Below are 14,667 nucleotides of genomic sequence, written 5' to 3'. Positions count from 1 at the left end.
CGACAAAACGAGGCGATCCGTGCGTTTTTGCCTCAGTATTCCGACTAGATTGCAGAAACCCCGGCTTGAGCAGGCAAAAATGGCGAGGCCCCCCAAATATCGGGAGCCTCGCCAATTCTGCGCCTGACGCGACGTCAGCCGCGCAGGGCGCTGAGTGTGAAGTCGATGCAGTCGAGCAGCGCCTTGACGTCTTCCGGGGGGACCGAAACGAAAGTGGCGATCCGCAGCTGGTTGCGGCCGAGCTTGCGGTAGGGCTCGACATCGACAATTCCGTTTGCGCGCAGGGTCTTGGCGATCTCGGCTGCGTCGACGGAATCGTCGAAGTCAACAGTGCACACGACGTTGGAACGGTCAGCCGGGTCACTCACGAACGGTCGGGCGACATCGCTCTTTTCGGCCCAGTCGTAGACCAGGCTGGCTGAAGTGCTGGTGCGCTCTGCAGCCCAGGCCAGTCCGCCGTTGCCGTTGATCCAGTCGATCTGCTCGGCCAGCATGATGAGCGTGGCCACTGCCGGGGTGTTGTACGTCTGGTTCTTTGCCGAATTGTCGATCGCCGTCACCAAGTCCAGCGAAGCGGGAATCCACCGGCCGAAGCTCTTGAGTGACCGTGCGCGCTCGATTGCCCGCGGGCTCATAATGGCGATCCACAGACCGCCGTCAGAGCCCATGTTCTTCTGCGGCGCGAAGTAGTAGACATCGGTTTGGGCAATGTCGACGTTCAGACCGCCGGCGGCTGAAGTCGCGTCGATGACGACGAGAGCGTCATCGGCGATGCCCTCTGGCCGCTTCACCGGTGCGGCTGCTCCCGTCGAAGTTTCATTGTGCGGCCACGCGTAGAGGTCAGCGCCGTCGACCGCAGTGGGAACGGCAACCGAGCCCGGCTGTGCTTCGAATACAGCGGAATCGTCGAGGAAAGGAGTCGTGTCGGTGGCCTTTGCGAACTTGCTGCCGAACTCGCCGAAAGAACCGTGAGCTGCTTTTCTGCGCACGAGTCCGAAGGAAGCGGCGTCCCAGAAGGCGGTGGAACCGCCGTTGCCGAGCACCACCTCGTACCCTTCGGGAAGGTTGTACAGTTCGGTCAGTCCGGCGCGGATGCGCCCGACGATGTTCTTCACGGGCGCCTGGCGGTGCGAGGTGCCCATAACGGTTGTGGCAGCGTCTGCCAGGGCGGTCATCTGTTCGGGGCGAATGCGAGCGGGGCCAGCGCCGAAACGGCCGTCGGCGGGCAGCAGCTCTTCTGGAATTGTGATCACGCTTTTATCGTAGTCAGGCACAGCCCGCCGACCGGACAGCCCCCGGAGGCCAGTGGGCGCGCGGGTAGTCTGGAGCCATGATCGACATCCCGGATTCCCTGGCCGAACTCGCACAGCAGCGCATTGAATACGGTGCTGACGATCTTGACCATCTTGAGGACACCCCGTTTGAGCAGTTTGCCGCGTGGTACGACTGTGCCCACGAAAACCTGCGCGAACCCAATGCGATGGTCGTGGCGACCGCGGACGACACGGGGCCGACTGCCCGTCTGGTGCTGTTGAAGAGCTTTGATGAGCGCGGCTTTGTCTTCTACACCCACTACACGTCCGCCAAGGGTGCGCAGCTTGCTCAGTCACCGCGCGCCTCGCTCGTGTTCCCGTGGCACGAACTCAGCAGGCAGGTGCGGGTGCGCGGTGTTGTCGAAAAGGTCTCGCCGGAAGAATCGGACGCCTATTTCGCTAAGCGTCCGCGTGGTTCGCAGATCGGCGCGGTTGCTTCACACCAGTCCCAGCCGGTGCGCAGCAGGTCGGTTCTTCAGCAGCGCTATCAGGATGTCGAGGCGGAGCTTGCCGGCCGCCCGGTTGAACGGCCGGACTCGTGGGGCGGGTACCTGCTTCGTCCGTTCGAAGTGGAGTTTTGGCAGGGCATGGAGAACCGAATGCACGACAGGTGTGTTTTCACCAGCCGTTCTGGGGCACCGGCCGATCTGGCGGATGCTTCCCAGTGGTCGACTGCCCGTCTGGAGCCCTAGGCGGCGTTGCCGATGTGATTCATCAGCCTGTGCGTATATTTGTATTGCCAGCCCCTCGGACACAGCCGTGAACGGAGAATCATGCAGGATCTGATTGACACAACGGAGATGTATCTCAAGGCCATCACGGAGCTCGAGGAGCAGAAGGTTGTGCCGCTGCGCGCTCGCATTGCTGAGCGTCTGGACCATTCGGGTCCGACCGTGTCGCAGACGGTGGCCCGCTTGGAGCGCGACGGCCTGCTGGTTGTCGGCCGCGACCGCCGTTTGGAGCTGACTGCCGAAGGGCGGGAGCTGGCCACGAGCGTTATGCGCAAGCACCGTCTTGCTGAACGGCTGCTGTCGGACGTCATCGGCCTGGAATGGCCCAAGGTGCATAACGAAGCGTGCCGGTGGGAGCACGTGATGAGCGACGAAGTGACGGAAAAGCTCGTCGATATTCTACCGGATGCGTCCACCAGCCCGTATGGCAATCCGATTCCCGGTGCTGATGTTGCACTTGAGGACTCCGCGGTCCCGGCTTCTGAATTGGCACTGCGCGCAGATGCGAAGACGGTGCGGATCGTATGCTTTGCCGAGCCGCTGCAGGTTGATGAAAACCTGTTGGCTCAGTGTGAGCGCACGGGAATTGTTCCCGGTGCCGAGGTGACGGTCTCGGCAAGCGGGGACTACGTGACCTTTGCCGTCTCCGGGGCGGACGAGGTGCTGGATCTCCCTGCGGAAATGGCTGAAAACGTCCTCGTTATCGTTGTGTAACAAGAATTACACGACCTTTATAAAGACTCTGACCTGCGAAAATGCTGCTCTGAGCAAGCTCACAGCCTCTCCCGCGTTACTTAAATGTGACTTTCGGGTCTCAGTTGTGTAACGTTTGGTTCTGTACTTCAGTAGGATTCTCGACCATTCAGGGAGATGCACGTGGCTCAGAAGAAGCGCGGACGCAGGGCGGCTGACACCAAGGTCAGGACCCCGCTGTCTGACCTGACGGACCTCCTCCGTTCCGACTCGAATGTTCTCGGCAAGCGCGCCGCAGTTGCGGCGGCCGGTGCGGGACTGGCTCTGAGTGTTGCTGTTCCCACGATGTCAGAGGCCGGTAGCGAAGCGGAGGCCGAGGCGGTCTCCACCACTCCGGTGGAAGACGACTTCAAGGCGCAGGACAAGGTCGTTGCCGAAGGTGAGGCCGACGGCGCACTTGCCGGCGCTGCGGAGGTCTCAGCTGTCACCGCCGCGAAGGCTCCGGAGCCTGAGCCGGAGCCAGAACCCGAACCTGAGCCGAGCGCGTCGAGCTCTTCGAGCGAGTCGAGCAGCGCTTCCTCTTCGGAAGCTTCTTCTTCGCGCAGTTCTGGCTCGACAGACTCGACTGGCTCCGCCGAGAAGGCTTCGTCGAAGCGTTCCGAGTCCTCGGGCAATGTGGCTGCCCCGTCGGGTACAAAAGCTCAGAAAGTCGTGTCGATCGCCAAGAGCTACGTGGGTACTCCCTATGTGTGGGGCGGAACATCGCCGTCTGGCTGGGACTGCTCGGGCTTCACCAGCTACGTCTACCGCCAGGTGGGTGTGAACCTGCCGCGAAGCTCGGGGGCGCAGAAGGGCGCGGGCAAGGTCGTGCCGCGCTCGCAGGCAAAGCCCGGTGACCTCATGTGGCATCCCGGCCACGTGGGCATCTACACCGGCAACGGCAAGATGGTCGACGCCCGCAATAAGCGCAAGGGCACGGTGCACACCTCGGCGTCGTGGATGAGCGATGCCGTCTACATCAGGGTTCTGTGACGCAATTCTCAGGACGCGCGTCCAACTGCGAAGAGAGTGCAGACAGGCCCGAATATCCGGGCTGAAAGCCTGAGAGATTTTCACTTCCTGTGATCTGAACGTGACTTTTAGTTGCAAGTCCGTTACTGTCTGACAGGTGCCAGCTAATGCCCGCTAGGGCCAGCGAACAAGGTTTGGAGAACACGTGGCTGTAAAGAAGCGAGGACGTCGCGCCGCCGACACCAAGGTCAAGACGCCTCTGACTGAGATTACAGAAGCTCTGAGCGCCAATTCGGGTGCTCTCGGCAAGCGCGCAGCCATTGCGGCTGCCACCGGTGGTCTTTTGGTTGCCGCTGTTATCCCGTCGCATTCCGACGGTGAAGCCAATGCGGAAGCGCAGAACGAGCGCACGGAGGGGGATTCGCTCGAGACCGTTTCGCAGTCCGGCTTTACGGTCGACACTGCCGACTCGAAGGCTTCGGTCGACGGTGCTGCTGTCGCGGCTCCCGTGACTGCTACGAAGGCTCCGGAGGCTCCTTCCAATGCTCCGCAGGGCGGCAGTGCTTCCGATAATGACGGTGCCAACGCCCAGCCTGCCTCGAACAGCGGTTCGTCCTCGAAGGACGCTAAGAAGTCCAGCGGCGAGTCCAAGAGCGTGTCGGTGCCGGATGGCCCGAAGGCGCAGCAGGTCATCAGCATCGCCAAGCAGTACGTGGGTACGCCCTATGTCTCCGGTGGAACCTCACCTTCCGGCTGGGACTGCTCTGGCTTCACCAGCTACGTCTACGGCAAGGTCGGCGTGAACCTCCCGCGCACCTCGGGTGCGCAGAAGGGTGCGGGTCCCACTGTGCCGCGTTCGGCAGCCAAGCCCGGCGACATCATCTGGTCGCCCGGCCACGTGGGCATCTACGCTGGCAACGGCATGATGTACGACGCAGGTAACCCGTCAGTTGACACCACCTACCGTTCCATCGACTGGATGACCAAGCAGGGCGCACAGTTCATTCGCGTTCTCTGATCAGAGTTTCCAGTCACCTGATCTTCAGCACAGACCCCGAGCCTCGCGCTCGGGGTTTTTGCTGTCTGTGCGGTTATTCGACACCTGTCGTTTACGTCGATGTCGTCGACGCCGACGGTGGCGTGTGTAACGTGGTCTTCGTCACGTCGTGCTGGCCGAGTACGACCTGAACCTAGGTGGAACTGATGAAGACCCTCGTTCTCAACGCCGGATACGAACCGATGTCGGTAGTGTCCTTTAAGCGGGCGGTGGTTCTGGTTCTGGCAGGCCGCGCCACGGTCCTGGCAGCTTCTGGAGCCCGCGTTCGCAGCGAACACCTCGACATTGAACAGCCAGCCGTTATCCTCCTGACTCGTTACATTCGCCCGCCTGCAGGACGAATCGCGCAGCCGTCGCGCAAAGCCGTGCTGCGCAGAGACCACAACAGCTGCGGATACTGCGGAAAGCCCGCGGGCACCATCGACCACATCCTTCCGCGCTCTCGCGGCGGTCAGAACACGTGGGAAAACCTCGTTGCCTGCTGCCGTGACTGCAATAACCGCAAAGCGGACAGGACCCCGCAGGAAATGGGCTGGCAGCTGCAGAGTACGCCGCGGGCACCGGAGTACCGGGGCTGCTGGCTGCGTGAGCTCGAGAGGCCCGCGCCGGCTTGGCAGCCGTTCCTCAACCTCGCCGATCACAGTGAGTTGACCTCGGTCGCATAGTGAGCGACCGCGCACGCGGTCTGTCCGGCCGATAGAATCGAAGCATCAGCAGGCGCATGCCTGAGCCAACCAATCTAAGAGGACCTGCCGTGTCACCTGAGAACAATCTTCCGGACGTCGCAGACGCCCAGGCCATCGTCGTCGGCATCGACGGTTCCGAAGCGAGCCTCAATGCTCTCGACTTCGCCATCGGCGAAGCAAAGGCCACGGGCCGTTCCATCCGACTGGTCGGCGCCTACACCATCCCGTCCGTCGCCGCAGCGACAATCGATGTGTCCTATGTGCCGATTGACGATTCTGCCGTGCGGGCAGCTGTCACCGAATCACTGAAGTCCGCGGCTGAAAAGGTCAAGGCCGCAGGAGTGTCAGTAGAGGCAGTCATTGAGATCGGCGATGCCGCGGGTGTTTTGGTAGACGAATCCGCGCAGGCTTCGCTCGCAGTCGTCGGTTCACGCGGCCGCGGCGGCTTCGCAGGTCGCCTGCTGGGTACAGTCTCCTCGGCTCTGCCTGCACACTCGCACTGCCCGACGATTGTGGTTCCCGTGGGCTGGTCAAAAGACCAGGAGCGTGCACCCAAGCAGACCTCGTCGTTCCCACTGGCAGATTCCGCCGCTACACACTTTGAGTTCGACGAAGACTCCGAAACGATCGAAGGGCCGAACTTCGCTGGCCGTGTTGTCGTGGGTGTGGATGCCATGGGCAAGGAATCGCCCGCGCTGTGGAAAGCAGTGGAGCTCGCTGAGGAACGCGGTACCCCGCTGACCGTTATGGGCGTCATCACCACCTCGATTGTCGGCCCGGAATGGCTGCCGAGCACAGATGAGCTCAAGAAGTTCGTTGAGCGCGGAACTGAGAAACTCGAGGCTGCCTGCAAGGCTGTGCGCGACAAGCACCCGAACCTCGAAGCCGGCTGGATGCTGCTGGACGGACAGCCTTCAGAAGCGCTTGTCCGCGCCTCTGATACAGCAGACGTCCTCGTAGTCGGCACCCGCGGTCGCGGCGGTTTTGCCGGTCTCCTGCTGGGTTCGACCTCGCAGTCTGTGCTGCCGTACTCGCACTGCCCGACCATGGTTGTGAGCGTCAAGCGCGACTGACTCTGAGCTGAAGAGAAGCCGACCGGTGGACACCGGTCGGCTTCTCTTAAGCTTCCGGGAGTACAGTTGCTTCCGACCCCAACCCTCCCTTTTCAGTAGGATCCGCTGTGCGCTTTTCTTCTGTTGCCTGCATTCTTGCAGCTTCGCTCGTCTTCACCGGCTGCGCTGCCAAAGACGATGACAAACCAGAAGCTCACGTGCCGAAGAGTGAGGTGACGATCCCAGCTGAGCAGGTCAAAGACGAACTTCCCAAGGTGCTGCGCAGCTACGCGGTGCAGACACCGGAAGCGGCAGTCCACCTGTTCGGCATTCCGGGGCAGGATTCACTCAACGAGACCCTAGAGGAGGCCACACTCAAAGCCCTGGAACAAGCCGGTGCTTTCAAGGGGCGGAAGGCGTTCCAGCCCGAGGTCACACCGCCGAAGGAGCGCTGGGGTGAGGCCGACTATCTTGCTTTTGAAGGGCACTCGCCCGAAAGCGAAAGCACAGAAGGCGAGGACGCAGAAGGTCAGCAGTCCGGCAGCGGTGACGATAAGGCCAGCAGCGTCGAGTCGCACATCGTCGGTGCCGGTGGCGACTTTCTCGTCACTCAGCTCGACGTGCGCTCCGGTGGGCAGACTGCCAGCCGACAGTTTCTGACCGACACCAAGAACAACGCCACCAAGCCCATAGATTCGATCAAAGCCGAAGGCGTTGAAGGTGAGATTGCCGTTGCGGGGGACAAGATCACTGTCGACGGTGAAGATGCCGATGATGAGGTTCTCAGCGAGTCCGGGCACAACCTCGCCGCGGTGCTGGGCGAGGACCTGACGATTGAGGCCGAGGAAAGCCCGTACCTGCCGGATTTCACGTGCGCTCTTCTGCCGTGTGCGGCTATGACCTACGACGACGGCCCGGCTGATGACGCGCTGACAAAGCGCTTGGCCGATGCGCTTGACAAGGCGAAGGTGCGTGCAACGTTCTTTGAGATCGGGCGCATTGTGGAGGCACTGCCGGAGAACTCGCGCCTGCTGCGTGAAGCCGGCCACGAAGTCGAAAACCACTCGTTCACCCACCCGGTGCTGAGCAAGCTGACACCTGACAAGCAGAAGTCCGAGGTGGACAAGACCGACAAGGCCATTCACGACGCTGGCGGTGAATATCCGACAATGCTGCGCCCGCCCTACGGTGCTTCGAACAAGCGCTTGGACACCGTGGCGCAGGGCAGCGGTGAATCGGGCGACCCAGCCGGTGGTAAGGCCAAGAAAGCCGACGGTGAGAAGGCCGAGCACGGAAAAGCGATCATCATGTGGGACGTCGACACTCTCGACTGGAAGCACCGTAACGCTGATCGGGTCAAGAAAGCAGCGCTGGCGAACACCAAACCGGGCTCGATTGTGCTCATGCACGCCATCCACCCGACGACGGTGGATGCTTCGCCCGAAATCTTCTCCGGCCTGCAGGACAGGGGCTTCTACCTGGTTCCAGTCGGCTACATGTTCAAGGGCATGAAGCTCGAACCGGGCAAAGAATACTTCTGCCGCGGCTACCACGACGAACTGTGCTCCACGCCGGAACACCCGTTCGCCGAAAAGGACAGCTAAGCCCGTTGGGTGATGGTGGCGCGGCTCGTGGGCCGGATGTGAGACTTTCGGGCTGACAGTGCCCGGTCTTCTGCGTTTGGGAGTTTCCCCTGGTGAGAGTTCGGCGCCCCCGGCAGGATTCGAACCTGCGACACCCGCTTTAGGAGAGCGGTGCTCTATCCCCTGAGCTACGGGGGCAACGCGGAACAGTTTAGCGGACGTGCCCGGTGGGAATGACACCGCGGTCGCTGAACGCCTAATGGGGATACTGAGAGCACCGACCGCTGCAGTCGACTACGCTATGGGGTCGGAGTGCGGCGCTGCTGTTTCTGCGCCTGCCCTGTGAAGCAAGGAGATTCTCATGGCTGATCCTGCAGCCGGTTCGCATTCTGCCGGCAGTGCCGGTGGCGATAGCCCCGAACCGACAACCGTCGAAGCCGCGACCGCCAACGCGGCGCCCGTCAAGCCTGAGTCTAAGCAGGTGCGCTGGACGAATGTCGGGCGTTTTGCGGGCGCTTCGATCGCGTACCTGATCGGCTCTGGCTTTGCGACAGGCCAGGAGACCCTTCAGTTCTTCGCATCCTTTGGGATCGTGGGTCTGCTGGGCGGAGTCATTTCGACCCTGCTGTTCATAGTGGTCGGTGCGCTCATCATGCGCAAGGGCCACGAACTGCAGCTGGAACTGTCCTCCGAGGTGTTCAGCGCTTACGTCGGCCGGTTTCTGGGCACAGCGCTTGAGTGGTTTGCCGTTCTGTACTCATTCTCTGTTGCCGTCATCATGGTCTCCGGTTCGGGCGCGGTGTTCAACCAGCTGACCGGCCTGCCCAACTGGGTGGGCGTTGTCGGCATGGGCCTGCTGGGCTTTGCCACGGTTCTGGCCGGTCTTGAGCGTCTGGTGGACATCATCGGCACCATCGGCCCGATCATCATTGTGTTCACGGTGATTGTGGGAACCATCATCTTCGTTCGCGACTTCGGGCAACTGGGCAGCCAGCCGATCTTCGGCAACCTGCCGCAGGCTGCTGTTGAAGACGTTCAGGTGACGGGCAACTTTGTGGTGTCGGCCGTTCTGTACGTCAGCTTCAACATGCTGTTGGGCATGGTGTTCTTCTCCCAGCTGGGCAAGGAGGCCACGAGCAAGCGCGAAGCGGGGATCGCCGGTGCTGTCGGCGGACTCGGTCTGGGCGTCGGCGTCCTCATGATCACCTTGGCCATCCTGACGAACTTCACCCTGGCCCTCGACAAGGAGGTTCCGACCCTCGTCCTCGGGCAGACGATCCATCCGGCCGTTGGGGTGGCCTTCGGCGTCATCGTCATGCTGGGCATCTATTCGACAGCGACCCCGCTGTACTGGGTGGTGAAGAACCAGGCAATGGCGTTTGCGCCGCGTTCGTGGAACTTCGCGGTCACCGCCGCCATCTGTGCGGTTCTGATCGCCTGCGGCTTCTTGCCGTTCGGCGTCCTGGTGGACAAGGTCTACGGCACTGTCGGCTATGTGGGCTGTGCGCTTATCGTCGTGATCTTCGCGCGCACCATCTACGACGCGGTGCGCAGGCGCCGCGCGGCCTGATCCCATACGCGGTGCTGCTGCGCGGCTGAGAGCCGCCACGCTCTTTGGCTTAGGAAGTTTCCCGCGCCGGCCCGGTTAGGGTGGATGCGTGGCAGATCAAGCAGATACGCAGAGGGGAATCAGCGACGTCTTCGCTGAATGGATATCGCGTGCCGAAAAGCTCGGCGGGCGTGACACCATGCTACGCTATCGAGACTCCCGCGACGGTTCGCTTGACCTGACGACCGCCCACCCCTCGGGCATGGCGCAGCTCATGGCGGGCAGACCCACTCGGCTGGCCAGCCTCATTCGCGACGATGAACAGCGTCAGGACGCCGGTCGACGCGCCCGCTTGATTGCGGAGAAGGCCAGAGAGCTGCGCAATGAGCGCAGCTTTTCCGCCGCCTGCCTCGCCATCGGAGCGGTGCGCCTTTCGGCGCCTCTTACCAGTCCGGATGAGCAGCTGCACGCCCCGCTGGTGCTGCGGCGGGTGGAGATCCGCACAGTGGGCCGCCGCGAAGACGATGTTGAGCTGACCCTTGACGACACGATCGTCATCAATCCTGCTTTTGTCGCGTATCTGCGTTCTGAACTGGGCATCGAAGTTGATGTTGACGAATGGCTGGAGTCCACCGGCGGGCCGCGTCGCTTTGACGCCCGTCCGGTTTTGGAACGGGTGCGGGCCGCTGTCGCTGACTATCCGGCGCTGAGCGCTGAGTACTGCCTGTTTGTGTCGACTTTTGCCAATGTCGCTTCTGCCGTCGGGACGGTTGACCTTCCGCGAAAGCACCCAATCTTGGCCCGCATGGCGCAGGCTGTTCTCGATGCCGAAAAGGCAGACCGGGAATCCGTTGCCGCTGCGGAGAAGCACAACGTCGGCAAAGCCCTCGGAGCGTGGGGCGATGCCGCGGGGACAGAGCCGCACGATTCTTCTCAGTACGACACGCACCCGCTGCTCAACGGCGGGGTCAACCCGGATGATTCGGCCTTCGCTGACGACGATGAAGGCCGGACGCGGACGGTCGACACCGCCTCGACCGCGGACACGCTCTCTGCCTCACTGAGCGCTTCCGCCGCGGCAGGAGCCCAAGATGTCGGCATTGCCGGGCAGCGGGGTGCCGAGGCTTCCAGACCGGAACCGGATGACTCAGCCGAGGTCGGAACAGCCGAAGACGGCCCGCGCGGCACTGCGCGCAGCCTCGACATTCGACCCCTGGAAGACCGCGATCCGCGCGAAGAGTTCCTCGCGCTTGACGTTGACGGCGACCAGCAGGCGGTTGTCAACGCGGTCATGGAGCACTCTTCCGCAGCCGTTGACACTCCCGCCGGCACCGGGGCGACCCAGGTGGCTGTTGCGGCGGCGACGAGTTTGGCCTTTGTCGGCCGTTCCAGCCTCTTTGTGGCGAATGACTCCGACACGCTCGATGACTACCGGGACCGCTTCGCCTCTGCGGGGCTGGCGGGCTTTGTCGTGGATGCACGCCGCAGCCAATCGGCGGTGAAGAAGCAGCTGATCGCCATGATTTCGCAGGTGGAAAAAGCCGCGGAACCGGACATCGGCGAACTGGTCTCGCGTCTGCGCAAACAGCGCAAGAAGCTGACAAAGCACGCCAGGTCGCTTCACGAACCGCGGCGCCCGTGGGGTATTTCGGTGTACTCCACGATTGAGCACCTGGCGGATCTGACATCTGGAGAGAACAGCCCGCGGACGGAAGTGCGCCTGCCCGCTGGTGTTATGCGGATGTCGCAGGAGGAGCGCTCAGAACTGCGCGCGCAGCTGATTCAGTTGGCGCAGCTGGGCGAATTCACCCTTGGCGTCGAAGACACCGTGTGGTTCGGTGCGCGCTTCGACACTGCCGCGCAGGCAGAAAAAGCGCGTGTTACGGCAGAACGCTGTGCTGACGCACTGCCCAAGCTTACCCGCATGATGCGCACAGCGTTGGAAGAAGCCGGTGTGACGCCCGGGTGGACGATGGTCGAATGGGCCGACAGCCTGGCCCTGCTGCGCTCTGTTGAGAGCAGCATGGCCACTTTCGTGCCGGAGTCCTACCGCGAAGACCTCGACCAGCTGATCGATGCGACCGGTTCGGTTGAATACCGGCGTGATCACGATGTCGATATGGGTGTTTTCGAACGCAGCAAACTCAAGCGCCACGCCCGCTCCCTGGTGCGCAGCGACTTGGCTGACGTTGATCTGCACGGCGGTTTGAAAGTGATGCGGGATCAGCTGAAGCAGGCCGAGCGCATCACCGGCCGGCCGCGCATCCCCAGTCTGCCGTCGAACCTTGCGGAAGTGTCGGAACTGTACGAGCGCGTGGCCGCGGACATCGATGCCCTCGCCCTCATCCTGGCGGAAACCCCGGACGGGGGAGACCTCGATGCTATGCACATTGGGGAACTCGAATCGCGCTTGGCCGCTATGGCTGACGATCGTGCCGCCCTGGGCGATCTTCCCCACCGCACCGCCCTGTGCCGTGATCTCGAAGCGGCGGGTCTGCGTGAGCTGATGGACGATCTGCGCAGTCGTCGTGTTCTCCCAGAAGAGGTCGGCAGCGAATTCGACCTTGCCTACTGGGCGACGGTTCTGCAGCAGATGGCCGCCGCTGATCCGCAGGTCGGTGAGCACGACGGCGACGCTCTGCACCGCCTGGCTGCTGATTTCCGGCGCACTGACGCGGCGTTCGTGTCCGCTGGTGCTTCCCGCCTGCAGTACGCGCGCGCCCAGGCCTGGGAGAGCGCAATTGAGGAATATCCGGAAGAAGCAGCCCTGCTGCGCGCTGAACTGCTCAGCGACGGGCTGAACCTGAACCGTTTGGCCGTCCGCGCGCCGCACGTTCTGCTGGCCCTGGCACCGGTGTGGATGATGAGCCCGGTGAGTGTCCCCGACACCTTCGGCCAGACCCTGTCCACCGTGACGGACCGCGCAAAGGCGACCGGCGCCTCGGATGCGGACTTCCCCTTCCGCGATGACAGCTTCGACGATGAGTTCTCCGGTGAGTTCGGCACGGACCCCGCACTCGTGGCACACGCCCTGTTCGACACGGTGATCATCGGCGATGCCGCCCGGGTGTCCGTCCCAGAAGCACTCGTGCCGATCGCAATGGCCAAGCACACTCTGGCACTGGGAGATGACAAGCTGCTGGGTCCTACGGAATTCTCCGTAGCGGCCCACCGCAGGGCAGGCACACAGCCGGAATCAGCAGGCTTCAGCGTGTTTGAGGCGCTCACCCCGGTTGTGCCCAGGATGCGGCTGCACACAAACCATCGGGTTGTTCCGCAGGAGATTGCGGGGCTGCTCAACGATGTCATCTACGATGACAAGCTCGTGTCCTTGCCGATTGCGGACACCGGAAGCACCACCGGTCTGTCGTTCATCCACGTGGATGGGGGAGAGGGCAGCCCCGATTCGGCTACCGGCCAGGTGGAGAGCCCCGATGTCGAGGTCGCCGAGGTGGTGCGGCTGGTTTTCGAACACGCGCGCACCTCCCCGGAGCAGACACTGGGCGTCATTGCACTCACGCAGTGGCACGCTCGGCGGATTGCGCTCGCGGTTGCCCGGCAGCTGCCCCGCTATCCGGAACTGAAGAGCTTCTTCACCGGTGACGGCAACGAGCCGTTTGTCATCACTGACGCCCACAGGGCCCAGACCCTTTCGCGCGATGCGGTGATCTTCACGGTCGGTTGGGGGCGCTCGCTGGCAGGGCGGGTGCTCTACAGTTTCGGCGAACTGTCTCAGCCGGGTGGGCAGAAGGTGGTCGCCGCTGCGGTTACACCGGCTAAGCAGCGTTTGACGATTGTTTCGTGCCTGCGCCCGGACGAACTGGACCGATCACGGCTGCGGTACGGAGCGGCGCTTCTGCCGGTGCTGTTTGAGGCCGCTCGGTCGGGTTCGTCGTTTATTGAGAAGTCGCAGGAGGAGCGGGGACGTTCACCGCTCATGGCCGATCTTTCTGCCCGCGTCGAGGCGAAGGGTCTGGAGCCCATTGCCAACTACGGCGGACTGGATCTGGCTGTGCCGCTGGTTTCGCAGGCGGGTTCGCGCATGGTGCTCGCTGTCGAAGCGGACGGTCTTGACTACACGACCGCGCCGTCGCTGCGGCAGCGCGAACGGCTGCGTCCGCTGAGTTTTGCGCGCCGGGGCTGGACGTTCTTGCGCGTGTGGTCGACCGATGCGTTTGTCGACCCGCAGGGACAGACCGAGCGGATCTACCAGGTGTGGGCTGGTATTGCCGCGGACGAAGACCCCGAGGCTCTCAAGAGGGCCGACGAAGAGGCCGAACGCTATGCTGCCGAGATCCGCGCTGCCGAAGACGCTGAAGCTGCCGCCGGTGCTGACAGTCAAGGCGCTGACGGTCGAGGTGCCGGTCCGGGGTCGGCCGGTGCTGCCGGACAGCAGTCGCGATCGGCCGGTGCGCAGTCTGGATCAGTCAAGAAGCGGGCTCAGACGCCTGCAGAGCAGGCGGCATCGCTCGCCGCCCTGCCCGAGGGAGCTGTCGAAGACCAGATTATGCCGGCCTATGACACGGGCTTGCTGCGCGAAGCCGATCTCATTGACGCCGGTCTGCGTGACGACGAGCCAGCTCAGCCCGGCAGAGCTTTAGACAGCGGCCGGAACAATGATTCTGCTGAAACCGGCAGCAGTCACGACTCCGGTGCCGACCGGGACTGAGCGCGCAGTGGCTGAAGAATCGGCGGGAGCCCCGCACCGAAACAGCGATCCGTCCGGTGCCGAGTCGACCCGCGATGAGGTTGACCACGAGCGGCGACGGGCGCGTATAGCCGCCGCCAAAGAAGCCTACCGGCGTACGGTCCGCAATGAGTCCGGACAGAGCGCCGGAGGGGCGAATGACGAACGGCTTCTGGCTGACCGCCCACCCCACTGGGCTCCGAAAAGCCGCTGAGTGCACGCGCGGGGCTCATTGAGATTGCCTGTGCTGAGTGCACAGAAGCGGATACAGAAAAGGCTGATGCCCCAAGCCGCGGCTTGGGGCA

At 63.0% G+C, this 14,667-nt stretch carries 12 protein-coding genes and 1 tRNA gene; 10 read left to right on the top strand and 3 right to left on the bottom strand.

What is annotated here, in order from left to right:
* Positions 1–134: 134 nt before the first annotated feature.
* On the bottom strand, positions 135–1,253 hold the full coding sequence (serC, locus tag HMPREF2757_RS07290; protein ID WP_141750217.1) for a phosphoserine transaminase: 1,119 nt from the start codon (positions 1,251–1,253) through the stop codon (positions 135–137).
* A 77-nt stretch (positions 1,254–1,330) separates the two neighbouring features.
* On the opposite strand from serC, the gene pdxH reads away from it, so the two are divergent.
* The 6 genes from pdxH to HMPREF2757_RS07260 all read left to right on the top strand — a co-directional run bounded on the left by pdxH (position 1,331) and on the right by HMPREF2757_RS07260 (position 6,564).
* Complete coding sequence (gene pdxH, locus HMPREF2757_RS07285; protein ID WP_070574728.1) at positions 1,331–2,005, top strand: pyridoxamine 5'-phosphate oxidase; 675 nt, start codon at positions 1,331–1,333, stop codon at positions 2,003–2,005.
* Between the two features lie 81 nt (positions 2,006–2,086).
* Entirely contained in the window at positions 2,087–2,758 is a 672-nt protein-coding gene (locus HMPREF2757_RS07280) for a metal-dependent transcriptional regulator (RefSeq protein ID WP_070574724.1), read from the top strand.
* A 162-nt stretch (positions 2,759–2,920) separates the two neighbouring features.
* Positions 2,921–3,769 (top strand): C40 family peptidase, encoded by an 849-nt coding sequence (locus tag HMPREF2757_RS07275; protein ID WP_070575326.1) that lies wholly within the window; start codon positions 2,921–2,923, stop codon positions 3,767–3,769.
* 184 nt (positions 3,770–3,953) lie between these two features.
* Positions 3,954–4,766 (top strand): C40 family peptidase, encoded by an 813-nt coding sequence (locus HMPREF2757_RS07270; protein WP_070574723.1) that lies wholly within the window; start codon positions 3,954–3,956, stop codon positions 4,764–4,766.
* A 185-nt stretch (positions 4,767–4,951) separates the two neighbouring features.
* A complete protein-coding gene (locus tag HMPREF2757_RS07265; protein WP_070575323.1) occupies positions 4,952–5,470 on the top strand; it encodes an HNH endonuclease in 519 nt (172 codons plus the stop codon).
* An 89-nt stretch (positions 5,471–5,559) separates the two neighbouring features.
* Positions 5,560–6,564: a universal stress protein gene (locus HMPREF2757_RS07260; RefSeq protein ID WP_070574721.1), complete on the top strand. Its 1,005-nt coding sequence runs from the start codon at positions 5,560–5,562 to the stop codon at positions 6,562–6,564.
* Between the two features lie 46 nt (positions 6,565–6,610).
* Here the strand turns inward: HMPREF2757_RS07260 and HMPREF2757_RS12230 are convergent, their stop codons facing one another.
* Entirely contained in the window at positions 6,611–6,697 is an 87-nt protein-coding gene (locus HMPREF2757_RS12230; RefSeq protein WP_370919393.1) for a hypothetical protein, read from the bottom strand.
* Here HMPREF2757_RS12230 and HMPREF2757_RS07255 point away from each other — a divergent pair.
* Entirely contained in the window at positions 6,672–8,147 is a 1,476-nt protein-coding gene (locus tag HMPREF2757_RS07255; protein ID WP_070574719.1) for a polysaccharide deacetylase family protein, read from the top strand. The two genes, HMPREF2757_RS12230 and HMPREF2757_RS07255, sit on opposite strands and share 26 nt — an antisense overlap.
* Positions 8,148–8,251: 104 nt before the next feature.
* On the opposite strand, the gene HMPREF2757_RS07250 is transcribed toward HMPREF2757_RS07255, so the two are convergent.
* Positions 8,252–8,324, bottom strand: a tRNA-Arg gene (locus HMPREF2757_RS07250).
* A 163-nt stretch (positions 8,325–8,487) separates the two neighbouring features.
* On the opposite strand from HMPREF2757_RS07250, the gene HMPREF2757_RS07245 reads away from it, so the two are divergent.
* The 3 genes from HMPREF2757_RS07245 to HMPREF2757_RS07235 all read left to right on the top strand — a co-directional run bounded on the left by HMPREF2757_RS07245 (position 8,488) and on the right by HMPREF2757_RS07235 (position 14,576).
* Complete coding sequence (locus tag HMPREF2757_RS07245) at positions 8,488–9,696, top strand: YkvI family membrane protein (RefSeq protein WP_083304170.1); 1,209 nt, start codon at positions 8,488–8,490, stop codon at positions 9,694–9,696.
* Between the two features lie 88 nt (positions 9,697–9,784).
* Positions 9,785–14,344: a DUF4011 domain-containing protein gene (locus HMPREF2757_RS07240; RefSeq protein ID WP_070574717.1), complete on the top strand. Its 4,560-nt coding sequence runs from the start codon at positions 9,785–9,787 to the stop codon at positions 14,342–14,344.
* 7 nt (positions 14,345–14,351) lie between these two features.
* Entirely contained in the window at positions 14,352–14,576 is a 225-nt protein-coding gene (locus HMPREF2757_RS07235) for a hypothetical protein (RefSeq protein ID WP_176745908.1), read from the top strand.
* Positions 14,577–14,667: the final 91 nt, after the last annotated feature.

Source organism: Brevibacterium sp. HMSC063G07, assembly GCF_001810665.1.
Lineage (GTDB): Bacteria > Actinomycetota > Actinomycetes > Actinomycetales > Brevibacteriaceae > Brevibacterium.
This window is presented reverse-complemented; position numbering and strand designations above follow the sequence as displayed.